The sequence below is a fragment of the Streptomyces sp. NPDC002499 genome, from assembly GCF_053595415.1.
Window position 1 is genome coordinate 738,033 of the sequence record NZ_JBSFXO010000002.1, and the last position, 13,547, is coordinate 751,579.

A 13,547-nucleotide genomic window follows, 5' to 3' on the forward strand; every position below is an offset into this window, starting at 1 on the left:
CCCACGGGGTCCCGAGGCGTTACACTGTGACACATGACGCCTATTCGTCACAACCAGTCGGACGGCGACGTGGTGCTCGACGCGGTCCGCGACTGCGTCCTGGCCGTCGGGGTCCGCCGCACCACGCTCACGGACGTGGCCCGCCGCGCGGGCGTCTCCCGGATGACGCTGTACAGGCGCTGGCCCGATGTGCGCTCCCTGGTCGGCGACTTGATGACCCGCGAGTGGGTCGGGGTGGCCACCGAGGCCATCCCCGAACACCGTCCGGACACGGACGCGCGCGGGCGGCTCGTGGAAGGACTCGTCGCCGGAGTTGAGACGTTCCGCGCCCACCCGCTCTTCCGCAAGATCGTCGACGTCGATCCCGAACTGCTCCTGCCGTACGTCCTGGACCGCCGCGGAGCCAGTCAGAACGCCCTGCTGGAACTGCTCGCCGACGGCCTCAAGGAAGGGCACGCCGACGGTTCGGTCCGTACCGCACACCTTGAACGGCAGGCCCGGTCGCTGCTGTTGATCGTGCAGTCCTTCACCTTGTCCCTGCGGACCATGACCGACGAGGACGACGCCGACCTGTCCTCCGCCGCCTTCCTCACGGAGCTGCGGGACATCCTGGAGAGGACCCTCACGCCATGACCCACGGCCCCGCCGCCGGTTCGTCCCTGTCCGCCGCCCGGCGCTCGCGCGACCTCGCCGACACCGTGGGCGGTCCCGTCGTCGACGTCCTCGTCGTGGGCCTCGGCGCGACCGGCGCCGGGGTCGCCCTGGACGCGGCGGCCCGTGGCCTGACGGTCGCCGCGATCGACGCGCACGACCTGGCCTTCGGCACCTCCCGCTGGAGCAGCAAGCTCATCCACGGCGGGCTGCGCTACCTCGCCTCGGGCCAGCTCGACGTCGCCCACGAGAGCGCGGTCGAGCGTGGGGTGCTGATGGAACGCACCGCGCCCCACCTGGTCCGCGCCCAGCCGTTCGTGCTGCCGCTGACGCCCCTGGTCTCGCGCGGCCAGGCCGCCCTGGCCTGGGCCGGCTTCCGCGCCGGCGACACCCTGCGCCTGGCCGCCCGCACCTCCCGCGCCACCCTGCCCGCCCCGCGCCGCCTCTCCGCCCTGGAGACCCGCCACCTGGCCCCCGCCCTCCGCGCCGACACCGTCCGCGGCGGCCTGCTGTCCTGGGACGGCCGACTCACCGACGACGCCCGTCTGGTCACCGCCCTCGCCCGGACCGCCGCCGCGCACGGCGCCCGGATCCTCACCCGCGTCCGGGCCCTGGAGCCCACCGGCTCCGGCGCCCGCGTACGCGACGAACTCACCGGCGAGGAGGGCGAGATCAGGGCCCGCGCGGTCGTCAACGCCGCCGGCGTGTGGGCCGGCGGCCTGGTGGACGGCATCCGCATCCGCCCCTCCCGCGGCACCCACCTCGTCCTGCGCGCCGAGCATCTCGGCCCGCTCCCGGCCGGGCTGCACATCCCCGTCCCCGGCGAGACCAACCGCTTCGTCCTCGTCCTGCCCCAGGGCGACGGCCGGGTCTACGTCGGCCTCACCGACGAACCCGTCGACAGCGACATCCCGGACGTGCCCGAGGTCCCCGAGACGGACATCGGCTTCCTGCTCGACGTCCTCGGCTCGGTCCTCGACACCCCGGTCCACCGCGCCGACGTGGTGGGCGCGTTCGCCGGACTGCGCCCCCTGCTGGACACCACGCCCGACGCCCACTCCGGTACGACGGCCAGGACCTCCGACATCTCCCGCCGGCACGCGGTGCTCACCTCACCGGAGGGTGTCGTCACCGTGGTCGGCGGCAAGCTCACCACCTACCGGCGCATGGCGCAGGACGCCGTGGACGCCGCCGTCCGCACCCGCGGCCTCGCGGCGGGTCCCTCCCCCACCGCCTCGCTCCCCCTGGTCGGCGCCGCCTCACCGCGCACGCTGGACGCGCTCCCGGCACCCCGACGACTGGTCCGGCGGTACGGCACCGAGGCCTTGGCGGTCCAGGCGCTCGCCGAGCGCGACCCCCGGCTCGGTGAGCGTGTGCTGCCGGACCATCCCGTCACCGCCGCAGAGGTCGTGTGGGCCGTACGCCACGAAGGGGTCCTGGACGAGGCCGATCTGCTCGACCGCCGTACCCGCATCGGTCTGGTGCCCGCCGACCGGGTCGCGGCCCTGGACGTCGTGCGCGAACTGCTGGGCGAGGTCGTGACCCGGAGCGGCTGAGCGCCGGTCCGGACAGCCGTGTCCGTCGCGCGAAAGGACGTACAGTTCCTTATCGTCTGATTCCGTGACACATACCTTCGACGAGCTGGTGGAGAAGCAACGCGCCGCCGATCAGGCGCACGTCCGGGTCGAGGAGCTGCGGGACTCCTACGGGCCGCCGACCCAGCCGGAGGGCTGGAGCGGGCAGCAGACGGACACGTACGAGACGGCCTGGCGGGCCTGGCGCGATCTGGCGCGCGAGGTCCAAGCCGCCGTCACGCAGTACGCGAAGGACGAGGGGCTGGCGCGCAACGACGTCGAGGCGGACGTCAAGTCGGCGACGCGGCATCCGAAACCGGAGGAATGACGGCGTACGAAGGCGCCCGGACCGCACGTCGTTCGTGCGGTCCGGGCGCCTTCGTGTGTGGCTACGCGCTCGGGTAGCGGCGCCTGGTGCGGGTGAGCAGGACCAGACCGCCGATCAGGAGGACCGTGCCGCCCGCGGCGGGCCACAGGTTCGTGCCCGTCTCGGCGAGGTCACCGCCTCCGACCGCCTGCGACTGGCTGCCGCCTTCCGCCACCGGGTCGTTGCCGCCCACGTTCTGGGCGGGCGGGGTGGAGCTGTCCTGGCCCACCGCGGGAGCCTCGGCGCTCTTCGACGCGGACGCGAGGACCTGCGGCTCCTCGGTGCTGGAGACGGTGGGCTCGTCGTTGTTCTGGTCGTCGGAGCCGTTGCCGTTGTCGTCGCCGTTGTTCCCGTTGCCGCTGCCGCGGGTCTCGCGCGGCGACTCCGACGGGTTCTCGCCCGGGTTCTCCGTCGGCTGGGCCGTCGTCGGCTCCTCGGTGGGCTGGTCGGTCGGCTTCTCGGTGGGCTTCTGCGTGGGCTCCTCGGACGGCTGCTCCGAGGGCTGCTGGCTCGGCTGCTCGGTCGCCGGCGGGTTCCCGCCGTTGTCGCCACCGTCGTCGCCGCCGTTGTCCCCGCCCGGGTCCTCACCGGTGCCGGCACCGCACTGGCGGCCGCCGTTGATGCAGTCGACGGCCTCGCCCATCAGCTTGTCGGAGAAGACGTTGATGAAGTCGCCGTGGTCGGTGACCGGCTTGTGGAGGTTCTCGGGGAAGGAGTCCAGCGCGAACAGCGGAGTGGTCTTCCCGCCGTCCTGGAGGCTCGGCGCGTCGACGTCGTAGACGATCCGCTGCACCAGCTGCGGGATGGCCTTGAAGCCGGCCGGGCAGTTGCCGGAGGAGTCCTCGAACGCCACGTGGGTGCGGTGGTTGGCGCTGTCGATGTTGCGGCCGTCCCAGCAGCTCTGGAAGCGGAAGGTGCGGACCACGTCACTGCCCTGGGGGCAGAGCGGGTACTTGTCCTTCAGCTGCCGGTCCTCGAAGCCGGTGCAGCTCCAGGAGGCGTTGGCGTTGGCCGTGCCGTTGACGAACGCCTTCGCGTCGCCGGTGATGATGCGCAGCAGGCGGGGCATCGCCGTGACCTCGCTGCGCTGGTTGCCGATGAACGTCAGCGTGACCTGCTTGGGCGTGACGATCTGGCCCGAGTTGCCCTCGGTGCCGCCGCCGGGCGCGCCCGCGTCCTTCTCCTGCGTGCCGTTCTGCAGGCGGATGACCGGCCAGTAGTACGTCGACTTGTCACCCGGGTTCTCGCAGGTGGTGTCGGCGTTGGCGAGGTCGTCGTCGCTCGCGAAGGCGGTGTTGGACTGGTTGCCGACGTAGTCGTGGAAGTGGTGGGCGCCGTTGGAGACACCCGGGGCCACGATCACGTTGTCCGAGTTGCGCAGGCCGTTCTCGTTGACCCCGCAGCTGGTGGTGAAGGTGCCCTTGGAGACGAACGAGTTCAGGTCCGGCGCGGGCGAGTTGGGCTGGACGGAGTTGATGTCCGCGTAGTCCTCGGCGACCGGGCCGTTGCCGGCCGGCTGGCCGCCCTGGTCCTGGCCGTCACCCTGATCCTGGCCTTGGTCCTGACCCTGATCCTGGCCCTGGTCCTGACCTTGGTCCTGGGCCTGGTCCTGGCCGCTCTGGTCGTCGGTCTTGCGCCAGGTGCACTCGGCGAGGTCGTCCAGGCCCTGCGGCCGCTCCCCCGCCTGATCGATCGTGTTGGAGATGTCCTCGATCGTCGCGGACCGCTTCTCCTTGAGAGAGGCGAGGACGTCGTCGGAGCCTCCGTCCTGCATCCGCTGGTAGGCCTCGGCTATCTGGCCGTCCATCGCGGCGAGGTCCTCGTCGACCTTGGGCTGCGCCTCCTCGGGCACATCGGTCAACTGATCACCCACATCGGGGCAGTCCACCGTGACGCCACCCGGGGCGCTGTCCGTGTGCTGCGACGAGTCCCCGCCGCTCTCGGTGGCCGACGCGTACACGTTGGCCGCGACGAGGCCTCCTCCTCCCAACATCAGCGCCACTGCTGCAAAGGTTGCGCGGCGCGCGCCTGTTGGTCGTCTGCGCGTGTTGCGTCCCACGGAAGTTCTCCTGCGCCTCGGGTCCGGTCGGGCATGGCTTCCCCCGGTCCCATACGCATGAGACGACAGGCGCGTTCAACCGCATCGGAAATTCATCGGAATCTCTTAGGAAGCGTTCGAGCCCAGTGACTCACAGACCACAGGAGAATCGAAAGCGACCCTGTTCAGACGCGTGATCACGAGGATCCGACGGCTAAACCTCGAGCCAGAAACCAGTTCTGGTCAACCACAGGTCCAACAGGTCCGTTTCGCCCCGTACTTCCACACTGGGCGCGGGACGTCGGTAGAGGAACAGGAGCAGGTCGGTCACGGAGCCGCGCAGGCTCACGGCTGCCTCGCCGTACCCGATGCGCCAGGTGGGCCGGTCGCCCTCGAGGTCGACGAACCACTGGCCCGCGCCGATGGCGTGGAAGCGCAGCGAGCGGCCTGCGCCGAGCAGTTCAGGGGTGTCCGGCCGTGACTCGTACGCCTCGGAGACGGTCGAGAACTCCAGCCACTCCTCGATCCCGTCGGCCGCGAGGTCGTCGTCGAGGCGGAACTCCGCCCCGGTCGCCAGCGCCGCGTCGGCCCGGTGCACGACGGTCTCGTGGGCCATGCGCCGGGCCCAGAACGCCGTCGTGAACCGGTCCTCGGCGGGTGTCCACACCTGGACCCGCGGCCCCGCGGCACGCAGGCTCGCCGCGAGCGCCGCGGCGCCGTCGGAGAGCCAGGGGCCGAGGGCGGCGCCGTCGATGTCGGCATACGCGGCAGGGTCGTTGACCCCCTCGTCGGGGATCGGCCCGTCGGCTCGCGTGCGGACCACCTCCTCCGCCCAGCGGTGGTCGCCGCCCACGTGGCGCAGCAGTCTGTCGAGGTCCCAGCCGGGGCAGGAGGCGATCGGAGCGGTCCCGTCCGCGCCTTTCACATGCCCGGCGAGCAGATCGGTCTGGTAGCCGATCTCATGGCAATAGCGGTCGAACGTCAGCGAACTCACCCGGACATCATGGGTCATCCGGGCCCGTCGCCGCACCTCGGATACTGTGTCCCGGCCGAATCGACGAGGAGAGGGCGAACATGCTGGTGGGGGCGGGGAACACACGACGCGGGCTGGCCCATGTGGCGTTGCTGACCGCGGTGTTGACGGGGTGCGCGGAGGGGTCCGACGACGGGCCGAGCGCGAGCGCGTCGGCGACGGCGGCTGCGGGCGGGAAGAGCGGGAAGGTCGCCGAGAGCGGCGGCACGATCGGCAAGCCGGGCTCGGCCTGTGAACTCCCGGTCACCTTCGACATCGCGGCGGACTGGAAGGCGAAGGCCATCGACGCCGAGACGGCCGGGGACGGGAGCGACCTCGCCGAGGAGCTCGCCGACGCGCTGCTGCATCAGGGCCCGGTCACCGGCGCCTGCGAGGTGGACGCCAAGCCGGCGGGCCACATCGGCTTCCTGCGCGTCTGGACCGGAAAGCCCGGCAAGGACGACGCGCGTACCGTGCTGGAGGCCTTCGTGGCGGCCGAGGACAACACGAGCAAGCCGACGTACACGACGTTCAAGAGCGGCGGCCTCGACGGCGTCGAGGTGGAGTACCTGTTCACGAGCAAGCTCCTGGAGGAGACGAAGAAGGAACGCGCGCTCGCCGTCACGACCGCGAGCGGACCGGTCGTCCTGCACCTGGGCGGCCTGGACACCGAGGAGCACGAGGACATGCTCCCGGCGTTCGAGCTGGCGAAGCAGACCCTGCGCACCGCCTGAGCCCGGCCGCGGCCCCTTCCCTACGATGATCCGGTGACGAGTGACACCCCGACGCGGGAACAGGCAGTCCAACAGGCTCCGACGGAGGGCGAGTCGAGTGCCTGGGAGCGGCGGCTGCGCCGGTTCGGGTACGCACCGCTCCCCCACCCCGTCGACACCCGCGAGCGGCTGGTCCCGCCCTTCCCTGAGCCGGGCACCCGCCGCTGGGAGTCGGTCGGACTGAGCCAGCGGCTCGCCGGTCTCGCGGCCCGGTCCGTCGGCTGGGTGGGCCCGGTCCTCGTCGCCGTCGTCGCCGGGATCCTCCGGTTCTGGCGGTTGGGTTCGCCGCACGACCTCATCTTCGACGAGACGTACTACGCCAAGGACTCGTGGTCGATGCTCCGGCTCGGCTACGAGGGCACCTGGCCCGACCGCAAGATCGCCGACCCGCAGATCCTGGCGCACCCGCAGGTCATCCCGCTCTCCGACGCGGGCAGCTTCGTCGCGCACCCGCCGATGGGGAAGTGGGTGATCGGCCTCGGGGAGTGGCTGTTCGGCCTGGAGCCGTCCGGCTGGCGGTTCATGACGGCCCTCCTGGGCACGCTGTCGGTGCTCATGCTGTGCCGAATAGGCCGCCGTCTGTTCCGCTCGACGGCCCTGGGCTGTCTGGCCGGCGCGCTGATGACGGTGGACGGCCTGCACCTGGTGATGAGCCGCACCGCCCTGCTGGACCTGGTCGTCATGTTCTTCGCGCTGGCGGCCTTCGGCTGTCTCCTCGTCGACCGCGACAAGGCCCGGGCCCGGCTCGCCGCCGCCCTCCCGGTGGGTCCGGACGGCTTCGCCCGCCCGGACGCGCACACCGGCGCGCACGCGGGCACGGGCCTGCGTCCGTGGCGACTGGCGGCCGCCTTCTTCCTCGGCCTCGCCGCCGCGAGCAAGTGGAACGGCCTGTACTTCCTGGTCTTCTTCGTCGCCCTGACCGTGCTCTGGGACGTCGCCTCCCGCCGCGTCGCGGGCGCGCACCACCCCTACCGCGCGGTCCTGCGCAAGGACCTCGGCTGGTCGACGCTGTCCCTCGTGCCGGTCGCCGTACTGACGTATCTGGCGACCTGGACCGGCTGGTTCCTGTCCGACAAGGGCTACGACCGGCACTGGGCGGACGGCCGCGGCGGCCTGTGGTCGTGGATCCCGGCACCGCTTCGCAGCCTGTGGCACTACGAGCACGCCGTCTACCAGTTCAACATCGACCTGCACGCCTGGCACCGCTACAAGTCGAACCCGTGGAGCTGGCTGGTCCAGGGCCGGCCCGTGTCCTTCTACTACGAGTCCCCCAAGGCCCAGGACGGCTGCCACGCCACCGCCGGCTGCTCACAGGAGATCCTCGCCCTGGGCACTCCGCTGCTGTGGTGGGCGGGGTGCTGCGCGATCCTCTATCTGCTCTTCCGCTGGGCCCTGCGCCGCGACTGGCGCGCGGGAGCCGTGCTGTGCGGGGTGGCCGGCGGCTACCTGCCGTGGTTCAACTACCAGGACCGTACGATCTTCTCCTTCTACGCCGTCGTGTTCGTGCCGTTCCTGTGCCTGGCCGTCGCGATGATGGTGGGCGCCATGCTGGGGCCGCCCGGTGCGGACCAGCGGCGGCGGACCGTGGGCGCGGTCGGCGCGGGCGTGCTGGTGCTGCTGATCGTCTGGAACTTCATCTACTTCTTCCCGATCTACACCGGCATGACGATCCCGTACCCGGACTGGCAGGCCCGGATGTGGCTGGACACCTGGATCTGACGCCCGGCCGGCGAAGCCGCCCCGACGCTCACCCCAACTCCCCTGTCGTACGCCCGAGATAGGTGACAGGACCGGGATCCGGCACCGCGATCTCGTGGAAGCCGAGGCGGTCGTAGAAGGCCCTGGCCGGGGTGTTGGCGGTGACCATGCAGAGGTGGATGGCCGGGACACCCCGGTCCGCCAGGGCGCGCAGCAAGGTACGCATCAGCGCCCGGCCATGCCCCTGACCCTGCCAGTCGGGAAGCAGGTCGATGTGCAAGTGGGCGGGATAGGCGGCGACTTCGGGGACGATCATCCGCTCGGGGTCGTGCAGCAGCGCGACCATCGCCGCGTCGGGGGTGGCCGGCGGGCCGGGGTGCCGCGGATAGCGGTCGGCGACCAACGGCAGCCATTTGGCGCGGAATTCAGCGACGAACCGGTGAGTGTCGGCCGTACCGACGATGTAGCCGACCGCGTTCCCCGCGCCGTCGTCCAGGACGAAGGACAGGTCGGGATCCAGATGGGGGTACGGCGCGGCGAAGATGGCCGGGAAGATGTCGGGGTCCTCGTAGAAGGGCCGGCAGTCCTGGCCGAGGTGCGCGGTGCGCACGCAGATGTCGTCGAGGGCCTCGCGGTCCTCGGGCCGGTAGAGGCGGATGGCGGGGCGGCTGTCCGAAGTCGGGGTCATCGCAGTATCGTGCCGACTTGGGAGCGCTCCCACAAGACTCCGGGAGCTACGACGAGAGGCGCGGCAGGGGCGACGGCGGAGGCCCGGGCAAGTGCGCCCGGGCCTCCGGTCGTCCGATCAACCGAACGTCCAGTCCGTCCAGTCGTCCGTCAGACGTGCGGGCGGCGGCCCCGCTCCTGGTGCGGGAACCTCTGGTCCGCGCCGGGCAGCGTCGGCTTGGGCAGCGTGGCCACCTCCTCCTGCGCCTTCTCCAGCTGCTCCGCCGTGTCGTGCGGGAGCCGGGGCGAACGCGGGCGGGCGTCGCGGAAACGGAAGGCGGTGGTGAAGTCGCCGAAGGTCTCCCGCCGCCAGTCGCTGACGTTCGGCTCCTCGACGCCGGTGAACCGCTCCAGGAACTGCAGCGCCGAGGTGTGGTCGAAGGCCTCCGAGGCGACCCAACCACCCACGGTCCAGGGCGAGATGATGATGGCGGGCACGCGGAAGCCACCACCGATCGGCAGCCCCTGGATGAACTCGTCCTTGGTGCCCGCGGGCGGGGTCGGCGGGGCCACGTGGTCGAACAGGCCGTCGTTCTCGTCGTAGTTGAGGATGAAGGCGGTCTTGCGCCACACCTTGGGGTTGGACGCGATCGCCTCGATCTTCGACGCCACGTAGTCGGCGCCGGCGGCCGGGAGGTAGTCGGGGTGCTCCGACTGGTAGCTCGTGGGGCAGATCCACGACACCGTCGGCAGCCGGTCGTTGCGGGCGTCGTCCTCGAAGGTGCCGTGCGGCTGCGGGCGTACGCCCCGCTCGTACAGGTCGGAGCCGGGCTGGGCGTTCTTGAACGAGGCGAACTGCTCCAGCATGTTGGTCCCGTAGTCGTCCTCCTCCTGGTACACCTTCCAGCTGATGCCGGCGTTCTGGAGGCGTTCCGCGTAGGTGGTCCAGCGGTACGGCGTCGGCGCCACGTTGCTGATGATCGGGCCGCCCTGCATGCCGCCCGGGTCGATCGAACCGGTCATCCACATCAGGCGGTTGGGCCAGGTCGGCCCGAACACCGAGCAGAAGTAGTTGTCGCAGATGGTGAAGGTCTCGGCGAGCGCGAACTGGAACGGGATGTCCTCGCGCGTGTAATAGCCCATGACGTAGGGGCCGTTGACGCCGTCGGCCTTGCGGTGGGCCGGCAGCCACTGGTCCATCTTGCCGTTGTTCCAGGCCTGGTGCTGGACCGACCAGGCGTGGCTGGTGGACGGGATGGCCTGGGCGCTGGACGTGTGGGTGTCCAGGTGGAAGGGCAGCAGGTAGCCCTTCGGGTTCACGGTGTCCGGCTGGTAGAAGACGTTGCGCCCGTTGTCGAGCTTGAGGGCGTGCGGGTCGGCGAAGCCGCGGACGCCGGACAGGGTGCCGAAGTAGTGGTCGAAGGACCGGTTCTCCTGCATCAGCATGACGACGTGCTCGATGTCGCGCAGCGAGCCGTGTCTGGGCGGCTCGGCCGCGACGGCTTTCTGGACGCTCGGCGGGAGGAGGGAGAGCGCAGCGGCGCCGCCCAGCGCGCCCGCGGCGGAACCCAGGAGTCTACGGCGTGTCAACTCGGCCATGATTGCCCCTTCTTGAGCGGGATCGGCTCTGCGGAGTGAGGGCTTCGGTCCGCCCGTGGAGCGGACCGCCGATCACTCTCCGCCCGGCTCGGCGGGGGGCATCAGGGGTGGGTGGTGAACTTGTGGACAACGTGCGGGAAGGGGTTGGCCAAGCCATGACCTGGGATATCGCCCGGTTGCACGGCCGTTGCCGCCCGTTGGGAAAAGAATGGCGGCTGCATGGATCGACGGCTCCGCCAAGTCCCTTCGGAGGCAAGGCAGTCGGCGGCTCGCGGAGGGCATCGCTTTTCGGCCGCGGTCGCGGAGGTCCTCGGTTTTCGGGTCGCCTCGGCCGGAGTCGGACTCACGTCGAGGGCGGCTGCGCGTGCCGCCCGGACACTCGGCGCGGTCGCCCGGACACTCCGCGCACCCCGCCAAAACCGTGCGTCACTTGCGCCGCGAGCATCGAATCCGTACCGCCCAGGTGCGCCGCGCCCCCGTCGTGGCGCATTCTTGCTGTGTCGCCCGCTCGGCGGGCACGGACGAGGCAGGGCTGATGACTGGGAGCGCGGAGGACATAAGGACGCCCGGGCAGCTGGCCGCGCTGCTGATCGACGCCTCGACGGAGGCGATCGGCGCGGCCGGCGGGCACTCGGGCGGCGTCTATCTGCGTTCCGGCACGCCCGGCCTGCTGCGCCTGGCCGTGCTCTCGGGGCTGCCGGGGCCGCTGTTCCGCGCCTGGTGGCGGATGCACGTGGACCGGGCCTTCCCCGTGGCGGACGCCTATCGGCTGGGCGTCCAGGTGGTCCTCCCGAACGCCACGGAGACGATGCGCCGCTACCCCCAGTTCGCGGCCAGCCTGCCCTTCCAGTTCGGCTCGCTGTACGTGCCCATCACGGCGGGCGCGACCACCTTCGGCGTCCTGACCGTGCTGCGCCCCTCCGCCGCCGACGCCACCGAGCTGCTGCGCCACCGCGACCGCATGGTGGGCCTGGCCGAGGAACTGGGCGAGGAGCTGCGGGGCCTCGACGACGAGGGCGGCCCGGCGGTCGCCTGGGACGGTGAGCCGGTCTGTATCCGGCCGCCGGGCGCGAACCGGCCGGCGGGGCGGGCCGGGGCCTTCGCCTGGGACCCGGTGGCGGACGTCGTGACCGTGGACGAGCGGCTGCCGGGGCTGCTGGGCGGCCCGAAGGACGAGATCTCGGCCTCGGCGGCGGCGCTCGCGGACGCGGTGGCCGGGTCCGACGCCGAGCGGATCATGGCCGCGCTGCTGGACACGGCCGCCGGCAAGCCTCCTGCCCTGCCCCTCTACACCCAGCCCAAGGCCGGCCCGCTCCGGCTGGTCGAGCTGTGGAACCCGTACTCCGCCGCCCCCGGCACCCCCTCGGACCCCCGTCCCGTCCGAGGTCTGGTCGTCGAACCCGGGCCCGGGCCGGCCGCCGACGCAGCAGCCGACCTGCTGCCCGAGGGCGTGCTCGGCCTGGACCGGCTCGGTCTGGTCCACTACGCCAATCCGCGCGCCGGACACCTGCTGCACCGGTCGCAGGGCGAACTGCTGGGCCGGCCGCTGTGGGAGGCGGTGCCCTGGCTGAACCAGCCCGCCTGCGAGGACCATCTGCGCAGCGCCCTGCTCTCCCCGGACCCGGTCCGCTTCCACGTCGAGCGCCCGGCCGACGACAGGGGCGGCGAGGACGCGGACGGCACCACGGCCTCGTACGAAGGCGCCTGGCTCGACGTCTCCGTGCATGCCGGCGCATCCATGCTGACCTGCACGTTCCGTCCGGCGAACCGGGTGGCGACCACCGCGGCCGACGCGGACGTACCGGCTGACGCGTCCCGGTCGGGCATGCCGTCACTGGCCCCGCTGTACCGGCCCATCGTCCTGGCCATCGCGCTCACCGAGGCGGTCACGGCGCGGCAGGTGTCGGCCGTGGTCATGCGGGAGCTGCTGCCCGCGTTCGGCGGTGGCCGGCTCGCCCTCTACCTCCTTCAGGACCGGCACCTTTACCTGTCCTGGGAGACCGGCTTCCCCAAGGGGTTCCTCGCTCCCTTCGAGGGGGTCGGGCTCGATGCCCGGCTGCCCGGTGTCGAGACGCTGACCAGCGGCCGGCCGCTCTTCTTCGACTCGATGCAGCAGCTGACGGCCGCCTATCCCGGGATCGCGCTGGACGCGGCCGAGGGAGCCCGCGCCTTCCTGCCTCTGATCGCCTCCGGGCGCCCGGTCGGCTCCTGCATCCTCGGCTTCGACCGCCCGCGCAGCTTCAGCACCGAGGAACGCACGGTCCTGACCGCGCTGGCCGGACTGATCGCCCACGCCATGGAGAAGGCCCAGCGCTACGAGAGCGAGGCGGCCCTCGCGCGCGGTCTTCAGCAGGCTCTGCTGCCGCGCAAGCTGTCGGTCCACCCGGACGTGGAGACCAGCGGACGCTATCTGCCCGGCACCCAGGGCATGGAGGTCGGCGGGGACTGGTACGACGTCGTGGAGGCCGGGGACGGGCTCGCCCTGGTCATCGGCGACGTGCAGGGGCACGGCGTGCAGGCGGCGGCCACGATGGGTCAACTGCGCACCGCGGTACGGGCGTTCGCGCTCGGCGACCGACCGCCGGACGAGGTGCTGAGCGGCACGAACCACCTGCTCATCGACCTCGATCCCGGGCAGTTCGCGAGCTGCTGCTACATCCGGCTCGACCCGGCCTCGGGTCGTGCGCTGGCGGCCCGCGCGGGGCATCCGCCGCCGCTGCTGCGCCGCCCCGACGGTCACACCGAGGTGGTGGACCTGCCCGGCGGGGTCGTGCTCGGGGTCGATCCGCAGGCCCACTACCCGGTGGCGGAGCTGGAGGTCGAGCCCGGCGCCATCCTCGCGCTGTACACCGACGGGCTCGTCGAGCGGCCCGGCGTCGACATCGACGACGGCATCACGGCCCTGCGGGTGGCCCTGGCCAAGGCCGGCACCTCGGCCGCCCGCGCCGGCGCCCGCTCACTGGCAGGCGTCGCCGAACGCCTCACCGCGGCCGCCCGGCACACCGCCGACCGCCCCGACGACATCGCCCTGCTGCTCGCGACCCGGCGCGGCGACCGGCGTTGACGGTCGCGCCGGCCCCGCCGACCCCACGGCGCACAGCGGGCACACAGGAACCCGGACGCGCCCTGTCACCCTCTGTGACGCCTCTCGCCTCGCGCGGCCCGGCAG

At 72.0% G+C, this 13,547-nt stretch carries 10 protein-coding genes; 6 read left to right on the forward strand and 4 right to left on the reverse strand.

All coding sequences use genetic code 11. The features are described 5' to 3' along the window. Positions 1–33 precede the first annotated feature (33 nt). The 3 genes from ACWD5F_RS07755 to ACWD5F_RS07765 all read left to right on the forward strand — a co-directional run bounded on the left by ACWD5F_RS07755 (position 34) and on the right by ACWD5F_RS07765 (position 2,553). Positions 34–633, forward strand: coding sequence for a TetR/AcrR family transcriptional regulator (locus ACWD5F_RS07755; RefSeq protein WP_451252121.1), 600 nt, complete (start codon positions 34–36; stop codon positions 631–633). Next, positions 630–2,207: a glycerol-3-phosphate dehydrogenase/oxidase gene (locus ACWD5F_RS07760; protein ID WP_451252123.1), complete on the forward strand. Its 1,578-nt coding sequence runs from the start codon at positions 630–632 to the stop codon at positions 2,205–2,207. Before ACWD5F_RS07755 ends, ACWD5F_RS07760 begins: the two co-directional genes overlap by 4 nt. 64 nt (positions 2,208–2,271) lie before the next feature. After that, positions 2,272–2,553 carry a hypothetical protein gene (locus ACWD5F_RS07765; protein WP_451252125.1) on the forward strand — a complete coding sequence of 94 codons (282 nt, stop codon included), beginning with the start codon at positions 2,272–2,274 and terminating at the stop codon, positions 2,551–2,553. Positions 2,554–2,614: 61 nt separating this feature from the next. Here the strand turns inward: ACWD5F_RS07765 and ACWD5F_RS07770 are convergent, their stop codons facing one another. Both ACWD5F_RS07770 and ACWD5F_RS07775 read right to left on the reverse strand, forming a co-directional pair. Next, on the reverse strand, positions 2,615–4,585 hold the full coding sequence (locus ACWD5F_RS07770) for a DUF1996 domain-containing protein (RefSeq protein ID WP_451252126.1): 1,971 nt from the start codon (positions 4,583–4,585) through the stop codon (positions 2,615–2,617). A gap of 259 nt (positions 4,586–4,844) precedes the next feature. Beyond that, on the reverse strand, positions 4,845–5,624 hold the full coding sequence (locus tag ACWD5F_RS07775) for a maleylpyruvate isomerase family mycothiol-dependent enzyme (RefSeq protein WP_451252128.1): 780 nt from the start codon (positions 5,622–5,624) through the stop codon (positions 4,845–4,847). An 80-nt stretch (positions 5,625–5,704) separates the two neighbouring features. On the opposite strand from ACWD5F_RS07775, the gene ACWD5F_RS07780 reads away from it, so the two are divergent. Next, on the forward strand, positions 5,705–6,376 hold the full coding sequence (locus ACWD5F_RS07780; protein WP_451252130.1) for a lipoprotein: 672 nt from the start codon (positions 5,705–5,707) through the stop codon (positions 6,374–6,376). A 33-nt stretch (positions 6,377–6,409) separates the two neighbouring features. After that, positions 6,410–8,134: a dolichyl-phosphate-mannose--protein mannosyltransferase gene (locus tag ACWD5F_RS07785; RefSeq protein WP_451252132.1), complete on the forward strand. Its 1,725-nt coding sequence runs from the start codon at positions 6,410–6,412 to the stop codon at positions 8,132–8,134. A gap of 28 nt (positions 8,135–8,162) precedes the next feature. On the opposite strand, the gene ACWD5F_RS07790 is transcribed toward ACWD5F_RS07785, so the two are convergent. Both ACWD5F_RS07790 and ACWD5F_RS07795 read right to left on the reverse strand, forming a co-directional pair. After that, a complete protein-coding gene (locus tag ACWD5F_RS07790; RefSeq protein WP_451252134.1) occupies positions 8,163–8,801 on the reverse strand; it encodes a GNAT family N-acetyltransferase in 639 nt (212 codons plus the stop codon). 149 nt (positions 8,802–8,950) lie between these two features. Continuing rightward, the gene (locus ACWD5F_RS07795) at positions 8,951–10,378 is read right to left on the reverse strand and encodes an alkaline phosphatase family protein (RefSeq protein ID WP_451252136.1); all 1,428 of its coding nucleotides are present in this window, start codon (positions 10,376–10,378) and stop codon (positions 8,951–8,953) included. Between the two features lie 535 nt (positions 10,379–10,913). Between ACWD5F_RS07795 and ACWD5F_RS07800 the strand changes: the two genes are divergently transcribed. Then, positions 10,914–13,442, forward strand: a complete 2,529-nt coding sequence (locus tag ACWD5F_RS07800) for a SpoIIE family protein phosphatase (protein ID WP_451252138.1) — start codon at positions 10,914–10,916, stop codon at positions 13,440–13,442. The last annotated feature ends 105 nt before the right edge of the window (positions 13,443–13,547 follow it).